Origin of the sequence: Roseibium polysiphoniae (genome assembly GCF_014842925.1) — a bacterium.
GTDB classification, from domain to species: Bacteria; Pseudomonadota; Alphaproteobacteria; order Rhizobiales; family Stappiaceae; genus Roseibium; species Roseibium polysiphoniae.
Genome location: NZ_JACYXJ010000004.1, coordinates 241,835 through 258,357, shown reverse-complemented (window position 1 = coordinate 258,357; position 16,523 = coordinate 241,835). Strand labels below are relative to the sequence as shown.

At 57.8% G+C, this 16,523-nt stretch carries 13 protein-coding genes, 1 tRNA gene and 1 riboswitch; of the genes, 6 read left to right on the top strand and 8 right to left on the bottom strand.

Annotated elements, in window-relative coordinates; all coding sequences use genetic code 11:
• Positions 1–2: 2 nt before the first annotated feature.
• From IG617_RS11420 to IG617_RS11410, 3 genes are all read right to left on the bottom strand, one after another.
• Positions 3–2,777, bottom strand: coding sequence for a hybrid sensor histidine kinase/response regulator (locus IG617_RS11420; protein ID WP_192109343.1), 2,775 nt, complete (start codon positions 2,775–2,777; stop codon positions 3–5).
• 135 nt (positions 2,778–2,912) lie between these two features.
• Positions 2,913–3,557: a histidine phosphotransferase ChpT gene (gene chpT, locus IG617_RS11415; protein ID WP_192109342.1), complete on the bottom strand. Its 645-nt coding sequence runs from the start codon at positions 3,555–3,557 to the stop codon at positions 2,913–2,915.
• 105 nt (positions 3,558–3,662) lie between these two features.
• Complete coding sequence (locus tag IG617_RS11410; protein WP_192109341.1) at positions 3,663–4,109, bottom strand: YHS domain-containing (seleno)protein; 447 nt, start codon at positions 4,107–4,109, stop codon at positions 3,663–3,665.
• A 247-nt stretch (positions 4,110–4,356) separates the two neighbouring features.
• Between IG617_RS11410 and IG617_RS11405 the strand changes: the two genes are divergently transcribed.
• The 4 genes from IG617_RS11405 (at position 4,357) to IG617_RS11390 (ending at position 9,944) form a co-directional block, all read left to right on the top strand.
• Entirely contained in the window at positions 4,357–4,878 is a 522-nt protein-coding gene (locus tag IG617_RS11405) for a DUF1134 domain-containing protein (protein WP_254170537.1), read from the top strand.
• 104 nt (positions 4,879–4,982) lie between these two features.
• Complete coding sequence (locus tag IG617_RS11400; RefSeq protein WP_192109339.1) at positions 4,983–6,359, top strand: coiled-coil domain-containing protein; 1,377 nt, start codon at positions 4,983–4,985, stop codon at positions 6,357–6,359.
• 64 nt (positions 6,360–6,423) lie between these two features.
• Entirely contained in the window at positions 6,424–7,197 is a 774-nt protein-coding gene (locus tag IG617_RS11395; protein WP_192109338.1) for a DeoR/GlpR family DNA-binding transcription regulator, read from the top strand.
• A gap of 20 nt (positions 7,198–7,217) precedes the next feature.
• Entirely contained in the window at positions 7,218–9,944 is a 2,727-nt protein-coding gene (locus IG617_RS11390; RefSeq protein WP_192109337.1) for an HAD-IC family P-type ATPase, read from the top strand.
• 40 nt (positions 9,945–9,984) lie between these two features.
• Here the strand turns inward: IG617_RS11390 and IG617_RS11385 are convergent.
• A tRNA-Glu gene (locus tag IG617_RS11385) sits at positions 9,985–10,059 on the bottom strand.
• A gap of 113 nt (positions 10,060–10,172) precedes the next feature.
• Positions 10,173–10,538 carry a hypothetical protein gene (locus IG617_RS11380; RefSeq protein ID WP_192109336.1) on the bottom strand — a complete coding sequence of 122 codons (366 nt, stop codon included), beginning with the start codon at positions 10,536–10,538 and terminating at the stop codon, positions 10,173–10,175.
• Here IG617_RS11380 and IG617_RS11375 point away from each other — a divergent pair.
• Together IG617_RS11375 and rpoH are read left to right on the top strand one after the other, a co-directional pair.
• Complete coding sequence (locus IG617_RS11375) at positions 10,537–11,562, top strand: RluA family pseudouridine synthase (RefSeq protein ID WP_192109335.1); 1,026 nt, start codon at positions 10,537–10,539, stop codon at positions 11,560–11,562. The two genes, IG617_RS11380 and IG617_RS11375, sit on opposite strands and share 2 nt — an antisense overlap.
• A 187-nt stretch (positions 11,563–11,749) precedes the next feature.
• Entirely contained in the window at positions 11,750–12,634 is an 885-nt protein-coding gene (gene rpoH / locus IG617_RS11370; protein WP_192109334.1) for an RNA polymerase sigma factor RpoH, read from the top strand.
• Positions 12,635–12,720: 86 nt separating this feature from the next.
• Here rpoH and IG617_RS11365 read toward each other — a convergent pair whose 3' ends face one another.
• The 3 genes from IG617_RS11365 to IG617_RS11355 all read right to left on the bottom strand — a co-directional run bounded on the left by IG617_RS11365 (position 12,721) and on the right by IG617_RS11355 (position 16,492).
• Entirely contained in the window at positions 12,721–13,659 is a 939-nt protein-coding gene (locus tag IG617_RS11365; RefSeq protein WP_192109333.1) for an ABC transporter substrate-binding protein, read from the bottom strand.
• A 26-nt stretch (positions 13,660–13,685) separates the two neighbouring features.
• Positions 13,686–14,444, bottom strand: a complete 759-nt coding sequence (locus IG617_RS11360) for an ABC transporter permease (RefSeq protein ID WP_192109332.1) — start codon at positions 14,442–14,444, stop codon at positions 13,686–13,688.
• 144 nt (positions 14,445–14,588) lie between these two features.
• A riboswitch (TPP riboswitch) is annotated at positions 14,589–14,694 on the bottom strand.
• A gap of 76 nt (positions 14,695–14,770) precedes the next feature.
• A complete protein-coding gene (locus IG617_RS11355; protein ID WP_192109331.1) occupies positions 14,771–16,492 on the bottom strand; it encodes a hypothetical protein in 1,722 nt (573 codons plus the stop codon).
• Positions 16,493–16,523: the final 31 nt, after the last annotated feature.

The following is a 16,523-nucleotide window of genomic DNA, read 5'->3' as shown; positions in this document are numbered from 1 at the left end:
GGTCATGCTGCAACTCCCATTTCACCAGAGAACACATCCTTGAGCGCGGCGATAAGGCCGGGGCGGTCAAACTTGGCGACATAGTCGTCAAAGCCGGCCTGGCGTCCCCGTTCAATCGACGCCGGCGTGACCATGGCCGAGAGGGCCAGGACCGGCATGTTCCGGAAGCGAGGATCCCGACGAATGGCTTCGCAGAATTCGAAGCCGTTGATTTCCGGCATCTCGATGTCACTGACAACAGCATGGAACTTCCTGCCATCCTCTAGCAGATCAAGTGCCTGACGTGGGCTGTCACAAGTGGTCACATCGTAACCAGCCGCTTTCAGAACCGGCGTCAGCATGTTGCGGAAGAACGAGCTGTCATCGACAAACAGAACCTTCTTGGTGAGGGCCTGAATGTCCATTTCCTTGCGCATAAACCAGTCTTCGAAGGCCTGCGGGAGATAGTAACCGAGATCGATAATCTCAGTTGCACGATCCTTGATGACCGCCGAACCAAGAACGCCTGGACGTTCGGAGCCGACTTCAATGTTCATGTTATCTTCGACAATGTCGACGATCTCATCGACAACGAGGCCCATGGAGCGACCGCTGTCTGAGAAGACCAGCATCGGCTGGGTTCCCTCGAGCTTATGCTGATCTCCGTCGTTGATGTAGACCAACGGCATGAGAGCCCCACGGTACTGAACCAGATCGCGGCCATTTGAGCGCTCGATTTTCGAGACCTCGAACTCTTCCAAGCGTGTAACCAGGGAGAGCGGCACCGCTTTGGGCTCTGGAGCACCGGCACGGAACAAGAGCAGCGAAATAGACGACTGACTTGTATGCGCCTTGCGGCCCGTCTCTTCTGCTTCGTCTTCGCTCTGTTCGGCGACCGCGCTGGATGCATGGCTGGCCATGGCACTTGCGACACCGTTTGGATCGATGATCATGATAACCGAGCCATCACCCAAGATGGTGTTGCCGGAGAACATATTGAGGTTCCGCAGCATGGTGGACATGGGCTTGACCACGATTTCTTCCGTATGGAAGACGCCGTCAACCACAACACCGAAGGTCTGACTACCGACCTGCATGACAACGATGAAGCCGTTGTCGTCATCGATCGCCTTCTCGATGTCCTCACCTTCATAGATACCCAGAAGCTGAGACATATGCACAAGCGGCAGGAGCTTGTTTCGAAGACGGAGGACCGGTGTGTCCTTGATCCGCTCGATACGATGTTCGGAATTGTGCTGAACACGCACCAACTCAACAACCGACAGCTGAGGAATTGCGAAGCGGTCGCCGGCGGCCTCAATGATGAGGGTCGAGACAATCGCCAGTGTCAGCGGGATCTTGATGATGAAGCTGCTGCCCTTGCCCGGAGTCGAGCGCAGGTCAACGGTACCACCGATCAGTTCGATGTTGTTGCGAACGACATCCATGCCGACGCCACGTCCGGAGACACTGGTGACTGAAGCAGCTGTCGAGAACCCGGCAGCAAAGATGTATTTGTGGATCTGCGCATCCGACATCTTGTCGATCTCGGCTTCGGTCGCGAGCCCGCGCTCGATGACCTTCTGCTTGATCTTGTCAACGTCGAGACCTTTACCATCATCACGCACTTCGATGATGATGTGCCCGCCTTCATGATAGGCAGCAAGGGTAATGGTACCCTTATCCTGCTTACCGGCTTCACGCCGCTCGGTGGGCATTTCGAGACCGTGGTCGGCAGAGTTCCGAACCATGTGGGTCAGCGGATCCTTGATCATCTCAAGGACCTGACGATCCAGCTCGGTCTCGGCGCCGATCATTTCCAGTTCGATCGGCTTCTCAAGTTCCTGACTGAGATCACGAACGATACGTGGAAGCTTCTGCCACGCGTTGCCGATTGGCTGCATCCGGGTCGCCATCACGCCCTCTTGCAATTCGGCAGTCACATTGGACAGGCGCTGCAGAGGAACCTTGAACTCGCTGTCTTCATGACGGCGAACAATTTCCAGAAGCTGGTTGCGTGTCAGCACCAGTTCGGAAACCATTGTCATCAGGTGTTCGAGCGTATCGACAGCAACGCGGATCGACTGATTGGAAACGGAAGAACCACCGGCTTTCTTTTCCGCAGGCTCGTCCTTTTCCTTTTCAGGTTTTTTGGCGGCCGGCTTGGCAGCTGCCTCAACCTTGGCAGGAGCGGCGACTTCTACTGGAGCGGCTGCTTCATCAGCAGCTGCAGGAGCCCCGGCTTCTCCGTCAGCAACCTCGACCTCAATCTCGGTTTCACGGAAAGCACGCTCTAAATCATCCAGAGACACTTCACCAGGACGCAATTCGCGTTCCATGGTCTGCTCAGGAAGCACGTCGGCAGCCGCTGCCGGCTCTTCGGCTGGCTCAGCGGCTTCACCACCACTTACGACAGCTTCTGCACTCATCGACATGCGCTCGAGTTCAGAGATCAAATCGCTGTCGTCGCCTGTAGGCTCTTCGCCTTCAGCCGCTTCCAATTCGCCAAGAATGTCCTTGATGCGATCAATCGAACTCAGGATAAGGGAAACCGCCTCGGGTGTGACAGGCACTCCCTCGCGGAACTTGCCCATGAGGGTCTCTGCGGCATGCGCAATCCCCTCAAGTCGAGGCAAGCCCAAAAAGCCGCATGTTCCTTTGATCGTATGAACGAGACGAAAAATATTGTTCAAGATCGTCGCGTTGTTGGGCTCTTGCTCGAACTTTACGAGCTCTACGTCAACAACATCGAGACTTTCATTCGTCTCAGTTATAAATTCCCTGAGGAGGTCGTCCATGGCCTGCGCTCACCCGACTTGGTTACTGGTTCCGCGCCTACTAGAGGCGGCTGGACCGGGATGTCCATGTCAGTGAGGTTGGGCCGAAACAGTTAAGATACGCTGAAGCACCTCGAAGACTTTTAGAAAGTATGTTTATGCAGCCTTTTGGGCGGTGATGCGTACTGTGTCTTCTTCCTTTGACATGGACAGAGACATTCCACATTCACGCGCAAGAAGAACCGTATAAATCGGCTGAACCGAATGGGCGTCAACACGCTCAGGCTCTTCACCGGAAAGAGTTTCCTGCATGCCCAGAGGGATGCGCGGGTTCAAGCCTTTCGCGGTCAGAATAAAGCTCGGGCTGCTCGGCTCGCCCTCCATAAGGACGGAAATCTCACCACCGCGCGGAACACACTGGTTCGCGATGAGAATAAGATTGAGCAGCAGTTTGACGAGGTTTTTCGGCATCAGGTGCCGCGCAACCTGCCAGTCCAGATCGGACTTCTCATTTTCCATGAAGCCCGTCGCGACCACCTGAGCATCGCCCAGGTCAATCTCGGCGCCCGCAGAACCCGCCGCACCAAATGCAAGACGAGCAAATTGTAACTTTGCGGAAGCTTGGCGCGCGCTCTTGCGAATAAGGTCCATGGCGAACTCGCGCATGTCCTCCGAGCCTTCCTCGTCCAGGACTTCGAGGCCGTTGGTGATCGCCCCGACCGGGCTGATGATGTCGTGGCACACACGACTTGCCACCAGAGCGGACAGATCAAGCGAGGAAAGTTCTTTGAGTTCGGACATGGCGTTTCAAAGCTCTTCAAGGGCGCGGGGCCAGCAAGGTGATTCGAATAACGGTTAACTCAGGGATACACACGACAGACTACGCTGCCAAGCCGGAGGCGGAACTTACAAAGCAGGTTTGCACCCGGTTTTCTGCGCATGGACCTCGGCATCGGCCATTAACTGCTTGGCGTTGACGACAAACAAAAAGCGATTGACGACCGAGTGGAAGAAAACAAGCTTTCCATCGACGACCGCGAATATGAAGGGATTGCCGGCGGTTGCGAAACCTTCCGCAAGGGCATAAGCGCCACAGCCGGCGAACAAGGGCGCGTAAGTATCTGGAGATCTTTTAAAAGCCTCCATATTGCCCTTGTTGACGAAAACCCACTCGGCACCGCCCCATTTGAGTTCCAGCTTGCGGCTTCCCTGACGCGGTCGCCGGTCCACGAAGTAGGCCACCGGGTCGTGGCCGCCAATCGCATAGCCGGCAATGGGATCGGGGATAAAAATCTGGGGACGTGCGAAACTTTCGCCAAAGACCATGATGCCAAAGCACGTCACTGCGGACATCAGCCACACACATGACCTATTTACAATACACTTTGGCATTGATTCGCTTCCTGATTCTTCCGATCGATAAGGCGAATCATCGATCGAACCCAGTAGAGTCTACATCATCATGGCGCTCAATCCCGCGCCCGACACGCAGCGAAACGCCTCTGCACAGGAGACCGGCTTAATGAATTGGCTCGCAACTACCTTCGCACGGAGAGCTCTCTTGGCTCTTTTCGCGCTTGGCGTCCTTTCCGCCACCACGATGGACGGGCGAGCCGATCAGGGAAGCACGCTGCCGCCGCAGACCTATGGCGAAGACGAGATCGTGACTGCAGGCCACCAGTTCTTTGGATCGGTCTCAGGCGGGCTTGCTTCGGTTGTCGAACGGGCCTTCAGCCAATTTGGCGAACCCAATGGCTATATTCTGGGTGAAGAAGGCTCTGGCGCCTTTGTCGCCGGCGCGCGTTTTGGCGAGGGCCACCTTTATACGCGCAACGCCGGCACCCATAAGATTTTCTGGCAAGGCCCATCGGTGGGCTGGGATTTCGGCGGTGACGGCGCACGTACCATGATGCTGGTGTATGACCTTCCGTCGATCGAAGCGATCTACAATCGCTTCCTCGGCGTGAATGGGTCGGCCTATCTCGTCGGAGGTGTCGGCATGACCGTGCTCACGAACCACGACATCGTCGTCGTACCGGTGCGCGCAGGCGTTGGTGCACGCCTTGGCATCAACATGGGTTATCTGAAGTTCACCGACAAACCGACCTGGAACCCTTTCTGAGGCGGCAAAACCACGCTTGCACAACGTTAGAACTTGGCTGAATTGACCGGCTCGTCTATTGATGGGATGCTTTTTGTATTCTTGAACAATTGACGGAGCCGGTCGTGATCGAAGCGGCAATGTATATTGCACTCGGTTTTTTCCTCGCCACATTGCTGGCGGCAGCCATCTTTCCCGCGATCTACAAGCGCGCGGTACGCCTCACCAAGGAGGCAATGAAAGCGGTCAATCCGGCCAGTTTCATCGAAGTCCGCGCAGCACAAGACGTTGAGCGCGCCAAGCATGCGCTGGCCCTGCGGAAAGCTGAGCGACTGGCAGAGAACGAGCGTCAGAATAGCGCCAAACACAGACTGGAAGCCGGCAGACTGACCGCCGACATGGTCAAGATGCAGACTTCGCATAAGCAAAAACTGTCTGCTCTTAAGGCCGAGCTTGAAGCCGCACAGCAAAAAGCCGGTGGTCGAAAGGCAAGATCAAGTGCCCTTGCCACCGAACTCGAAAAAACCCGCGCTCGTCTTGCAGAAACCGAACAGGCACTCGCTGCAGCGCGTGCCGACGCGGACCTTCTGAAAAAGGCAGAACCTGTCGCTGCATGGGCTCCATCTGACGACATGATGGCTTTGACCACGATCACCGGCCTCGAGGCACAGATTGCAACCTTGAAGGGGCAATTGGCGCAAACCGAGGGTGGTGTGCGTGCCGATCAAGCGTCCGACCCGCTGCTACAGACCAATGAGACTGAGCTTCGGGCCATGGTTGCCAAGCTCGAAGCCAATCTCGTCGACGCTGAAACCCAGTATATCTCCGCCCAGGCCGAGGTGACCCGGCTGTCCCTCATCCTCGACCAAAGCAAGGAGCCAACGGACGACCAGGTCCAGAAACTCCAGCGCGATCTGAAGTGGGCAGAGAACGAAAAGGCCAGGCTGACTGCGATTGTTCATGATCGCGAGAGGACCCTCGAACGCGCAAGGGCCCAGGTTGGAAAGTTGCGCCAGGACTTGAGAGCAGCTCCGGAGCTTGCATCCGTTCGCTCAGAACTCGCCGCGCTGACTGCCCAGATCTCCAGCGGCAGGAAACCTGCGGCAGCAGGAAAAGCAAAGCCCGCCAAGGCGGCCGCCAAACCCGGCAGCAGCAAGGCTGTCTCGCCCAGTCCTACCGCCACCGCTGAGAACACCAAAAAGCCCGCGTCCAAACCATCAGAAGCGGCCATTGCCAACGCTAATGCACTCGTGAACCGGATCGTGCGCTCAAGCCGCGCCAACGCGGCCCAGTCAGATAAGGCCGCACCGACGGCAGCGCCCACCCAAAAGACGCCCAGCGCCGGATCCGCCCGGCCGCAGGCCTCAAGTAAAAAATCCGGAGAGGTCGCCGCCAGACCTTCAACGGAAAAGGGCGCTATGGCAGAGACAAAAGCGGCCGCCAAGCCCAACGCCGCGAAGCGGGCCGGCACGCCCGGAACCAAAAAACGGGATGTGGCCTGAGCCTCCCCCGCAATAACGCCAAGCCCACCGTGACAGGTCATCGGCCGAGGACACAACAACAGTAATGCTGATTGCCAGACACAACGCCATTTTGGAGATCGCACGTCAGACCGGCCGGGTCAGTGTTGATGATCTGGCAAAACGCTTCGATGTCAGTCCCCAGACGATCCGCAAGGACCTGAACGAGCTATGTGAGCTTCGCCTGCTTGCAAGAACCCATGGTGGCGCCCTGCTGTCGTCTGGCATTGAAAACGTGGGTTACGAAGCAAGGCGGATTATCTCCAGCAAGGAGAAGGCCGACATCGCCTCAAAGGTCGCGGAAGTGATTCCCGACAACGCGTCGCTCTTCATCAACATCGGCACGACGACCGAAGCCGTTGCGCAGGCATTGCTCCAGCATCGCGGATTGATGGCCATTACCAACAACATCAATGTCGCCAGCCTGATGCGCGGCTACTCGCAAATCGAGGTGGTCGTTGCCGGTGGTGTCTTGCGCCATGCTGATGGCGGCATCGTCGGTGAAGCTGCCGTCGACTTCATGCGTCAATTCAAGGTCGACTTCGCTATTGTTGGCGCGTCGGCCATCGATCCGGACGGCTCACTTCTGGACTATGACTATCGCGAAGTTCGGGTCACGCAGACGATCATGGAAAACGCCCGGCACGTGATCCTGGTGGCGGACAGCACCAAGTTTGAGCGCACAGCCCCTGTGCGCGTCGGGCACCTGTCGCAGGTCGACACCTTTGTCACAGATCAATGCCCATCAGAGCGGATCCGGCAGATTGCGAAAGAAGAAGAAGTCGACCTGATCGAGACCGGCGAAGTCGACGGGGACTGATCCGACAAACGGGACCCAGCATGTCCACAGACGCTCCATGGCACTCGCTCCCTGTAGATGACGCCCTGAAGCACTTTCACAGTCGGCAATCTGGACTGTCGCCTGAAGAGGCAGCGCGCGCGCTTCAGGAATATGGGCCGAACACCCTGCCATCGGCAAAGCCCCGCAGCCTGCTGCGGCGGTTTCTCCATCAGTTCAACAGCGTTCTGATCTACGTCCTTCTCGGCTGCGCAGGGATAACCCTGATGCTCGGCCACCTGACGGACAGTTTGGTCATCCTTGCCGCGGTCATCGCCAACGCCCTCATCGGGATTGTCCAGGAGGGCCGGGCAGAGAACGCGATGGCCTCCATCAGCAAGATCCTCTCGCCTCAGGCAACCGTCCTGCGAGACGCGCGGCGGCTTTCAACAGAAGGCCGCTACGTTGTTCCCGGTGACATCGTCGTGCTTGAAGCGGGCGAGCGTGTCCCCGCAGACCTGCGCCTGCTGCGCGCCAACAGCCTGTTTATCCAGGAAGCGATCCTGACGGGCGAGTCCGTCGCGGTCGAAAAACAGACCTCACCCGTCCCAGAGAATGTGGCCATCGCAGAGCGAAGCTGCATGGCCTACAGCGGCACGATGGTCACCATGGGAGAGGGTCTTGGCGTGGTGATCGCCACCGGCACGCAGAGCGAAATCGGGCGGATCAGCGGCCTGCTCTCGGGCATTGAGGAACTGCAGACACCTCTGCTTCTCAAGATGAGTATATTCGCCCGCTGGCTCACGGCCCTGATCCTCATTCTCGGAGCCCTGCTGTTTGCCTATGGCTATGCGGTCCTTCATCAGGATCCCCAGTTGCTGTTCATGTCCATTGTCGGGCTTTCCGTTGCCGCTATACCCGAGGGTCTGCCAGCGGTTCTGACGATCACTCTCGCCATCGGCGTCCAGGCCATGGCCAAACGCAATGCAATCGTCAGGCGCCTTCCCTCGATCGAAACGCTTGGAAGCGTTTCCGTCATTTGCACCGACAAGACCGGAACCCTGACCTTCAACGAAATGTCGGTCACCAACATTTGCCTCACTACCGGCGAGTTCCGCGTCGAAGGGGAAGGCTATGAGCCAAGTGGAAGGATCCTGCGATCAGACGATGCTTCACCGATTGAAGCCACATCTGCCGACCTGCATCTTTTCCGGCTCGCGCGCGCGGCAGAGCTCTGCAACGACGCCATGCTCCATCAGGACGACGGGCATTGGAAGGTCGAAGGTGACCCGATGGAGGGCGCTCTGCTGGCCATGTCTCGAAAGATTTCTCCAAATAAGGAAGCTCCCCGGGATCGTGTCGCGCTGCTGCCTTTCGACGCCAGCTACCGCTACATGGCGACGCTGACCCGAACCGGCCCCCAATCCAGCGATGCTTCTGAACAGACCCTCATCACGATCAAGGGTGCTCCTGAGCGCATTCTTGCCATGTGCACCCAAGAACTTGGGTCGGATGGGACGCCTGAGCCGCTGAACGAACGGCAATGGCACCAACGCGCGGAAGCGCTCGCGAACGCCGGACAGCGGGTTCTTGCCCTGGCTGAAAAACATGCCTCACCAAATCAGACCAGCCTTTCCTCCACAGATCTGGAGCAGGGTCTTGTTCTGATCGGACTTGTCGGCCTGATGGATCCTCCGCGCCCGGAGGCCATCGAAGCGGTCGCCGACTGCCGTTCCGCGGGCATTCAGGTCAAGATGGTCACCGGTGATCACGCCGGAACAGCTGCTGCCATTAGCCGCCAGATTGGCCTCGAAAAGCCCGGCAACATTCTGACCGGCGCGGACATTGACGTCATGACTGACGCCGAATTGCGCGATTGCGCAATGGAGACCGACGTCTTTGCCAGAACCAATCCGGAACACAAATTGAGGCTGGTCGCCGCACTTCAGACACTCGGCATGACCGTCGCCATGACCGGAGATGGCGTCAACGACGCCCCTGCACTCAAGCGCGCCGACGCCGGCATCGCCATGGGTCTTAAAGGCAGTGAGGCCGCGCGCGAAGCTGCAGACCTCGTGCTCGCCGACGACAATTTCCGCTCCATCGCAGATGCGGTGCGTGAAGGACGAACCGTCTATGACAACATCGTCAAGGTGATAGGCTGGACGCTGCCAACAAGCACAGGCGAAGCCATGATCGTGGCCGCGGCGATCCTTTTCGGCCTGACCCTACCGATCACCGCTGCTCAAATTCTCTGGATCAACCTCATCACCGCATCGACCCTCGGCATGGCACTGGCCTTTGAGCCGAGCGAATTGGGGACAATGTCCCGTCCACCCAGAAAGCGCAGCCAGCCCCTGCTCACCGGAGAGCTTGTCTGGCACATCGCATTGGTGTCAGCGCTCTTCATGGCCGCTGTTTTCGGCATGTTTGTTTACATCCAGGATCAAGGGCATTCGGTAGAATATGCACGCACCATAACGGTCAATACGCTCGTCTTCCTGGAGATCTTCCAGCTGCTGTTTGTCCGTACCATGCATGTCAGCCGCTTTTCCCTCAGCGCCTGGCTGGGCACGAGACCGGTCTGGATTGCGATCGCGATGGTGGTGCTTGGGCAGCTGGCGATGACGTATCTTCCAGCATTGCAGCTTGTTTTCGAGACCAGGCCTCTTGCGGCAAAGGATATGGCGCTGATCATCGCGCTGGGTTTCGTGCTCTACGTTATCCTGGAAATCGAAAAACGTATGAGGATGGCACTTACTGGCGCGCCGACGACAGACAAAGCCTGACAGCCCGAAAAATCAAAGACAAAATTTCAAAAGAGCAGAGTGGTACGCCCAAGGGGAATCGAACCCCTGTTTTCGCCGTGAAAGGGCGACGTCCTAACCGCTAGACGATGGGCGCACAGTTGCTCGTGAACACTGTCGCGAGCTGAGGATTGCGCGTATAAAACCATGGACGGATCCGCGCAAGCCCCTTTTCGCAATTTACCGCATAGGCCTGTTCATAACTGCATATCAGCGCGAGACGAGATTGGTCCGGCCGAGCAAGCTGCCAGTGGCTGTATCAAAGTGAAGAAGTGCTGTTGCCTCGCCTTCACGGATCAGGACAACCAGTCTGCCATCGACAAGTTCCATGTCCTCGACGACAGCCTTGGGACCAATTGCGATGCTTGAGGCAATCGTTCCTTTCGGAACACTGCCATCAGAATAGTTGATCTTGTAGAAGATTGCTGCGAAGACAGCGATAAATCCCGCAAACATGACAAGGGACGATCCCGCCAGCAAACGCTTAAGCCGCGTTTGCACACGCAAGGTCGCCGGATCAAGCGGTTGATCCTCAGGCCCCTGGCCCCCTTTTCCGTCGAGCTCAGGTTGATTCATGAACGATAATACTCCGGAAGACACGGCCGACATGGACGCGGACTTCACCTATCAGGTTGATGCAGAAGACACCAGCAAGCGCCTGGATGCCGTCCTGGCAGCACAGCTGGATACTTTGAGCCGCAATCGCGTGCAAGCGCTGATCCGTGCCGGCGAGGTCACCGTGGACGGCGCCAAGATACTGGAGCCCAAATTCCGGGTCAACGAAGGGCAGCTATTGGCCCTGACCGTTCCGGAGGCGGAAGATCCTGAGCCGCTGGGAGAAGACATTCCTCTCAGCATCATCTTTGAGGATGACCATCTCATCGTTGTCGACAAGCCCGCAGGGCTTGTGGTCCACCCCGGTGCAGGCAACTGGACCGGCACACTTGTGAACGCATTGATCCATCATTGTGGCGACAGCCTCTCTGGCGTTGGCGGTGTAAAGCGGCCTGGCATCGTCCATCGCATCGACAAAGACACCAGTGGCCTGCTGGTCGTCGCCAAAACCGACGTCGCACATCAGGGCCTTTCCGCGCAATTCGCCGACCATGGCAAGACCGGGCCGCTCGAGCGCGCCTATTCGGCGCTGGTCTGGGGCGCGCCCTCAAGCCTCAAAGGCACGATCGACGCAAACCTGGCGCGGTCAAATGTCAATCGGCAGAAAATTGCGGTTGTCAAAACCAGTGGCCGGCACGCCATCACTCATTGGCAGGTGAAGGAACGTTTTGGCTCTGAAGATCAACCCGCGCTCGCCTCTCTCATGGAGTGCCGCCTGGAGACGGGTCGCACCCACCAGATCCGGGTCCACATGGGCCATATCCATCATCCCTTGATCGGTGATCAGGATTATGGAGCGGGCTACAAGACCAAGGTCAATCGTCTCGAAGAGCCGCTGAAGAGCGCGATCGCGGGTTTTTCCCGGCAGGCGCTGCATGCCGGACTATTGGCATTTGCCCATCCCGTGAGCGGAGAAACGCTCCGATTTGAGAGCCCGTATCCTACTGATTTCGAAGAGCTTTTGCGAGCATTACGAAAATTTTAGGATAGCTTTCTCTTTCCAAGCCATGCAATCGCCGAATTGCTACTTATATTAAAGTCTACGGCGGGCCGGGGAACGGCCGCCGATAAGGTGCGTTTGCCTCGAGAATTGAGGCTTGGTTTGCGTGGGGGATCTGCGGAACCAGGCTTTCCAGAGGGAACGTTTACTCGGGAGAAAGGGGGCGCATTCAATGGCCCGGAATGTACCGATGTTGACTGCCGGGGAAGGCGGATTGAGCCGCTACCTCGATGAAATTCGCAAGTTTCCAATGCTCCAGCCGCAGGAAGAGTTCATGCTCGCCAAGCGCTACAAGGAGCATGAAGACCCTCAGGCTGCCGAACGCCTGGTGAATTCGCACCTGCGTCTCGTTGCAAAGATTGCCATGGGATATCGCGGCTACGGCCTGCCGATCGGAGAAGTCGTTTCCGAAGGCAACGTGGGCCTCATGCAGGCCGTCAAGCGCTTCGAGCCGGACAAGGGCTTCCGCCTGGCCACCTATGCGATGTGGTGGATCAAGGCAGCGATCCAGGAATATATCTTGCGCTCCTGGTCCCTCGTAAAGATGGGCACCACGGCAAATCAGAAACGTCTCTTCTTCAACCTGCGTCGCCTGAAGGGCAAGATCCAGGCTCTGGACGAGGGTGATCTGAAGCCGGATCAGGTCAATCAGATCGCGACCACTCTTGGCGTCAGCGAGGAAGAGGTCGTGTCCATGAACCGGCGCCTTGGCGGCGACGCGAGCCTGAACGCGCCTGTGCGCGCCGAGGCTGACGCGGGCGAATGGCAGGACTGGCTGGTTGACGATTCCGAGAGCCAGGAGACCATGCTGGCCAATCAGGAGGAGCTGGATGTACGGCGCAAACTCCTGACCGACGCCATGGATGTGCTGAACGACCGCGAGCGCCGTATCTTCGAAGCGCGCCGCTTGACCGAGGATCCGATGACCCTGGAAGACCTTTCTGGAGAATTTGGTGTCAGCCGCGAGCGGGTTCGTCAGATCGAGGTCCGCGCATTTGAGAAGGTTCAAAAGGCCGTGCGCAGCAGCGCTCGTGAATTTGAGCACCCAAGCGCCTGACCTAGTGTCCTATATGAGATACAAAACCGGGCGCCTTTGGCGCCCGGTTTTTCTTTGTCTATCCGCCGTTCAGATAGACGCGCTGCTCAGCGAATTTCGACTGCGTAGCTCTCGACCGGAACCACCTCATCAATGAGACCATTTGCTGCCATAAACTCGGCGAAACGCTGATAGCGTCCTTCGTCGAGTGCTGATGGCCGCTTGGCAAAGCGCGGCAACGTGTCGACCCAGGCACGGCTGTTCAGCTCATCATCCAGGTTCGGATAAGCGCCGATGAAAGCCTCCCAGGCCTCCTCAGGATGATTGATCAGATAGATGGTTGCAGCCTCGATCGCCGCCATGAACTTGGCATAGCGCGGATCTTCGGCCTGATCATTGTGGACGACGTAAATAAGTTCGTCGAAAACCGGCACGCCATTTTCTTCAGGATAGAACGCCTTGCCCTTCTTGCCCTCGATCTCGATCTGCGTCAGCTCGAAATTCCGGTAGGCGCCGATCACAGCATCGACCTGGCCTGACATCAGAGACGGCGACAGCGCGAAATTCACATTGATCAGCTCAACATCATCAAAGCTGAGGCCGACAGACTTCAACATCTGTCCCAGCATCGCATCCTCAAACCCCGAAACGGAGAAACCGACCTTCTTCCCTTTGAGATCGGAAAGCTCCTTGATAGGACCATCTTCCAGAACGATGACGGAGTTCAACGGCGTCGCGACGAGAGTGCCAATGCGCTTGAGGGGCAATCCTTCATGGATCTGCGCATGCAAGGTCGGCTGATAGGAGATGGCAATATCGGCCTGCCCTGCGGCCACAAGCTTTGGAGGCATAGCTGGGTCTGCTGGTTCGATCAGCTCGACATCCAACCCTTCGGCTTCGAAGAAACCCTTGGTTTTGGCCGTGATCACCGGCGCATGATCCGGGTTGGTGAACCAGTCCAATAGCACCGTGAGCTTTTCGGCTGCCACCGCGGGCGTTGCCACAAGCAAAGCAGCTGCAAGAAGCGATGAGAATAGGGTTTTCAAGGGATTTCCTCCAGAAAAAGGCAGCACTAGTCCTCGCGCTGCCAGGGAACGAGCCGCCGCGTGAGAGCGTCGACGGAAAAACGAAGGGCAAGCACCATGAGCGCAAGCAGGATCAGGGCGGCGAACATCACGTCCGTCTGCATCCGCGCATTGCTCTGGAGCATGATGAAGGCAAGACCGCCCTTGGCGCCGACCCACTCCCCGACGATCGCGCCAATCGGTGCGAAAACGGCAGCAATCCGAATACCGGACGCAAGCGCCGGCAATCCTGCGGGAATGCGGAAGTAGAGCAGCTCCTTGAAGCGGGAGATCCGATAGAGCCGCGCAAGGTCGGCAAGGCCGCTGTCGGCGCGGCGCAGACCATCATAAAAGGCTGAGGTTACCGCAAAAAAGATCACCAGAACCGCCATGACGATCTTGGACGTCAGGCCAAATCCGAGCCACAGGACCAAGATCGGAGCGATGGCAAAGACCGGAAGGGCCTGGGTGACCAGGACTACGGGCAAGACTGCCCTGCGAGCGAGCGGCGACAACCACATCAAGATTGCCAACACCGATCCAGCCAGAACGCCGAAGAAAAAGCCGATGAGCGTCTCCGAAGCCGTCAGAGCCGCGTGTTCCAGAAGAAAGAAACCGCGCTCGTGAAACGCAGAGGCGACCCGCATCGGGCCTGGCAGCATGTAGGGTGGAATCTCGAGCAGCCGGACGAGCAGGTCCCAAGCCAGACCGAAGAGCAAGAGGCCTACAGCAATGCGAAAAGCGGAAGAAAACGCCGCGACGATCATGCTGCATGCCTCAGCGAGCAGCTGAAAGCACTGCAGGAGGCTTCATGTTTCAACGGCAGCGCGCGCGCGAACGCACGGATAATTCTCAACACAACAGGATCTCCCGTCTTCGGACAAACCGAAACCGACAATGGAGATCCGGGAAAGGCTAAAGGCTTCCGTCCCTTCGCCGGCATGACCCGGATCAGGTTCTAAGGGTTCGGCTCTAAGCCATCTCAGTTCCTGTGCAGGAACACCCCTCGGACCGAGAGTGAAAATGCACCGGCTCACCCGAAAAGACAAGCAGGTGCATCTAAAAAATCAACTGTTCTGGAAAGAGGCCGTGTCTAGCCGGCCTGCCACGCCGCGATCGCCTGCTCCACAGCCGAACTGCCGGCCTCGCCTTTCTCAAGGGTCAGGATACCGCGCTTGCCGTTGTCGTAGAGCATCGGGATATCGATCCAGCCCCTCTCGCGCAGAAGCCCCATATTGCGCTCCATCTCGCTGCTGATGCTGGAAAGTGCAATCCAGAAGTATCCCGGCGAAACCTTGACCGACGCCCCAATCAAAGCGTCGCCGCGGGCCTCTTCGGTCGGTTTCATGACCAGACCTGGAACATTCACCACATCTCCCGCAGAGAATGTCTCCGGGAAATCATACTTGATCTCGACGAGATGGCTCGCGGGTAGAGACGCATCATCATTCGGCTTGATGCGAATATCGACCGCAACGTTACGCTCAGGGATGCGAACAACAGCGCTCAACACGCTTTGTGCATTGCCTTCGAGATCGGTCTCTTCATCCACCGACCAAACGACCTCACCCTGGGACGCCGTTCCCGCACCATTGGAGTTCTCACCCTCTTCATAGAGGATCGACTTTTGGACACCCGGCGTGGCATCTGCCGGCGGCGTAGACACGATCGACGGGACGCGGTCCTCGGATGTTACCGTGGGAGGAACGATCGGTTCTTCCGGCGTCACCTCTGGCACCTCGGCAGTTTCCGGCGCATCCGGTGTCTCTGCTTCGGATGGCGTGCTGCGTGGCACACTGTCTTCGCCCGGGGTAATCAGCGTGGTCGTGACACTCCGCGCATCAGGAGCAGCCGCAGGCTCGCCATCTTCATCAAGCAAGCGGTCTTCATTTTTCGACGCAACGTCCGTTTCGACTGAAGTTTCGGTTTCTGTCGGGGCTGTTGTCTCGGTGGGCTGGCTATCGTCGACAGCAGCTTCGACCGGTTCTTCCGTGACCACAGGATCTGACCCTGCCACGATGCCGGAGACCATATCCCTTTGGGAATAAAGGACCGCTGCGATTCCGATCGCGATGATCACCAACACGCCAACCAATGCCATCGGCAAGATGGAGGACTTGCCGTCTCCCTTGAGCGCTGCAGACGCACTCTTGCGTTCACGTGGCTTGCGGCGGGACTTGGCGCGCTCCGTCTTATCCGCGATGGCAGGTGCTACCGCGTCAGCGGATGCACCCTCGTCCAGTCCCGTGTCATCAAGCGCATCGTGGGTTTCTTCACTGGCACCAAAGAGTGGCTCCAACCGTTCCGAAGGACGGTCCCCGACCATGGCATCTTTTGTGTCCTGGACCGCTTTGTGGGAAGCTTCACCGAGGTTTTCGGCTTCTTCAACCACATCTTTCAGCGGCGAAGACGTCGATGGCTCCGGCAAAACCGGCTCGGTTCGGACCGGTTCTGTTGGTTTATTTTGCGGCGCGGACGGTGTTTCGGGCGCAGAACCAACTGGATCGGTGGCTTTCGCAGTCGGCGTAGGAGCCTGGGGGGCTGGAGTGGCCGCAGGTTCAGTTGATGGCGGCGCCTTGGCTTTCGATGTCAGGCCAAGACTCTCGCGCGCGGCTTCTGCCTCGACCTTCCGAATGGCTTCCTCAAGCCGCAGCTGCTCAGACGTAATCTCGGAGGGAGACAAAGGCGGCTCGTAGGCCTTGAGTTGGTTGACGATTGCGTTGCGGGCACGGCTGTAAACACTTCGCCGCGCTGCTCCGTTGTTTTCCGGCAGCGATGCGATCGTCTTTTTCAAAATGGAATAGTAGTCAGCCATCTTCCTGCCCGTCGGATGTGCGCCCGGTCAA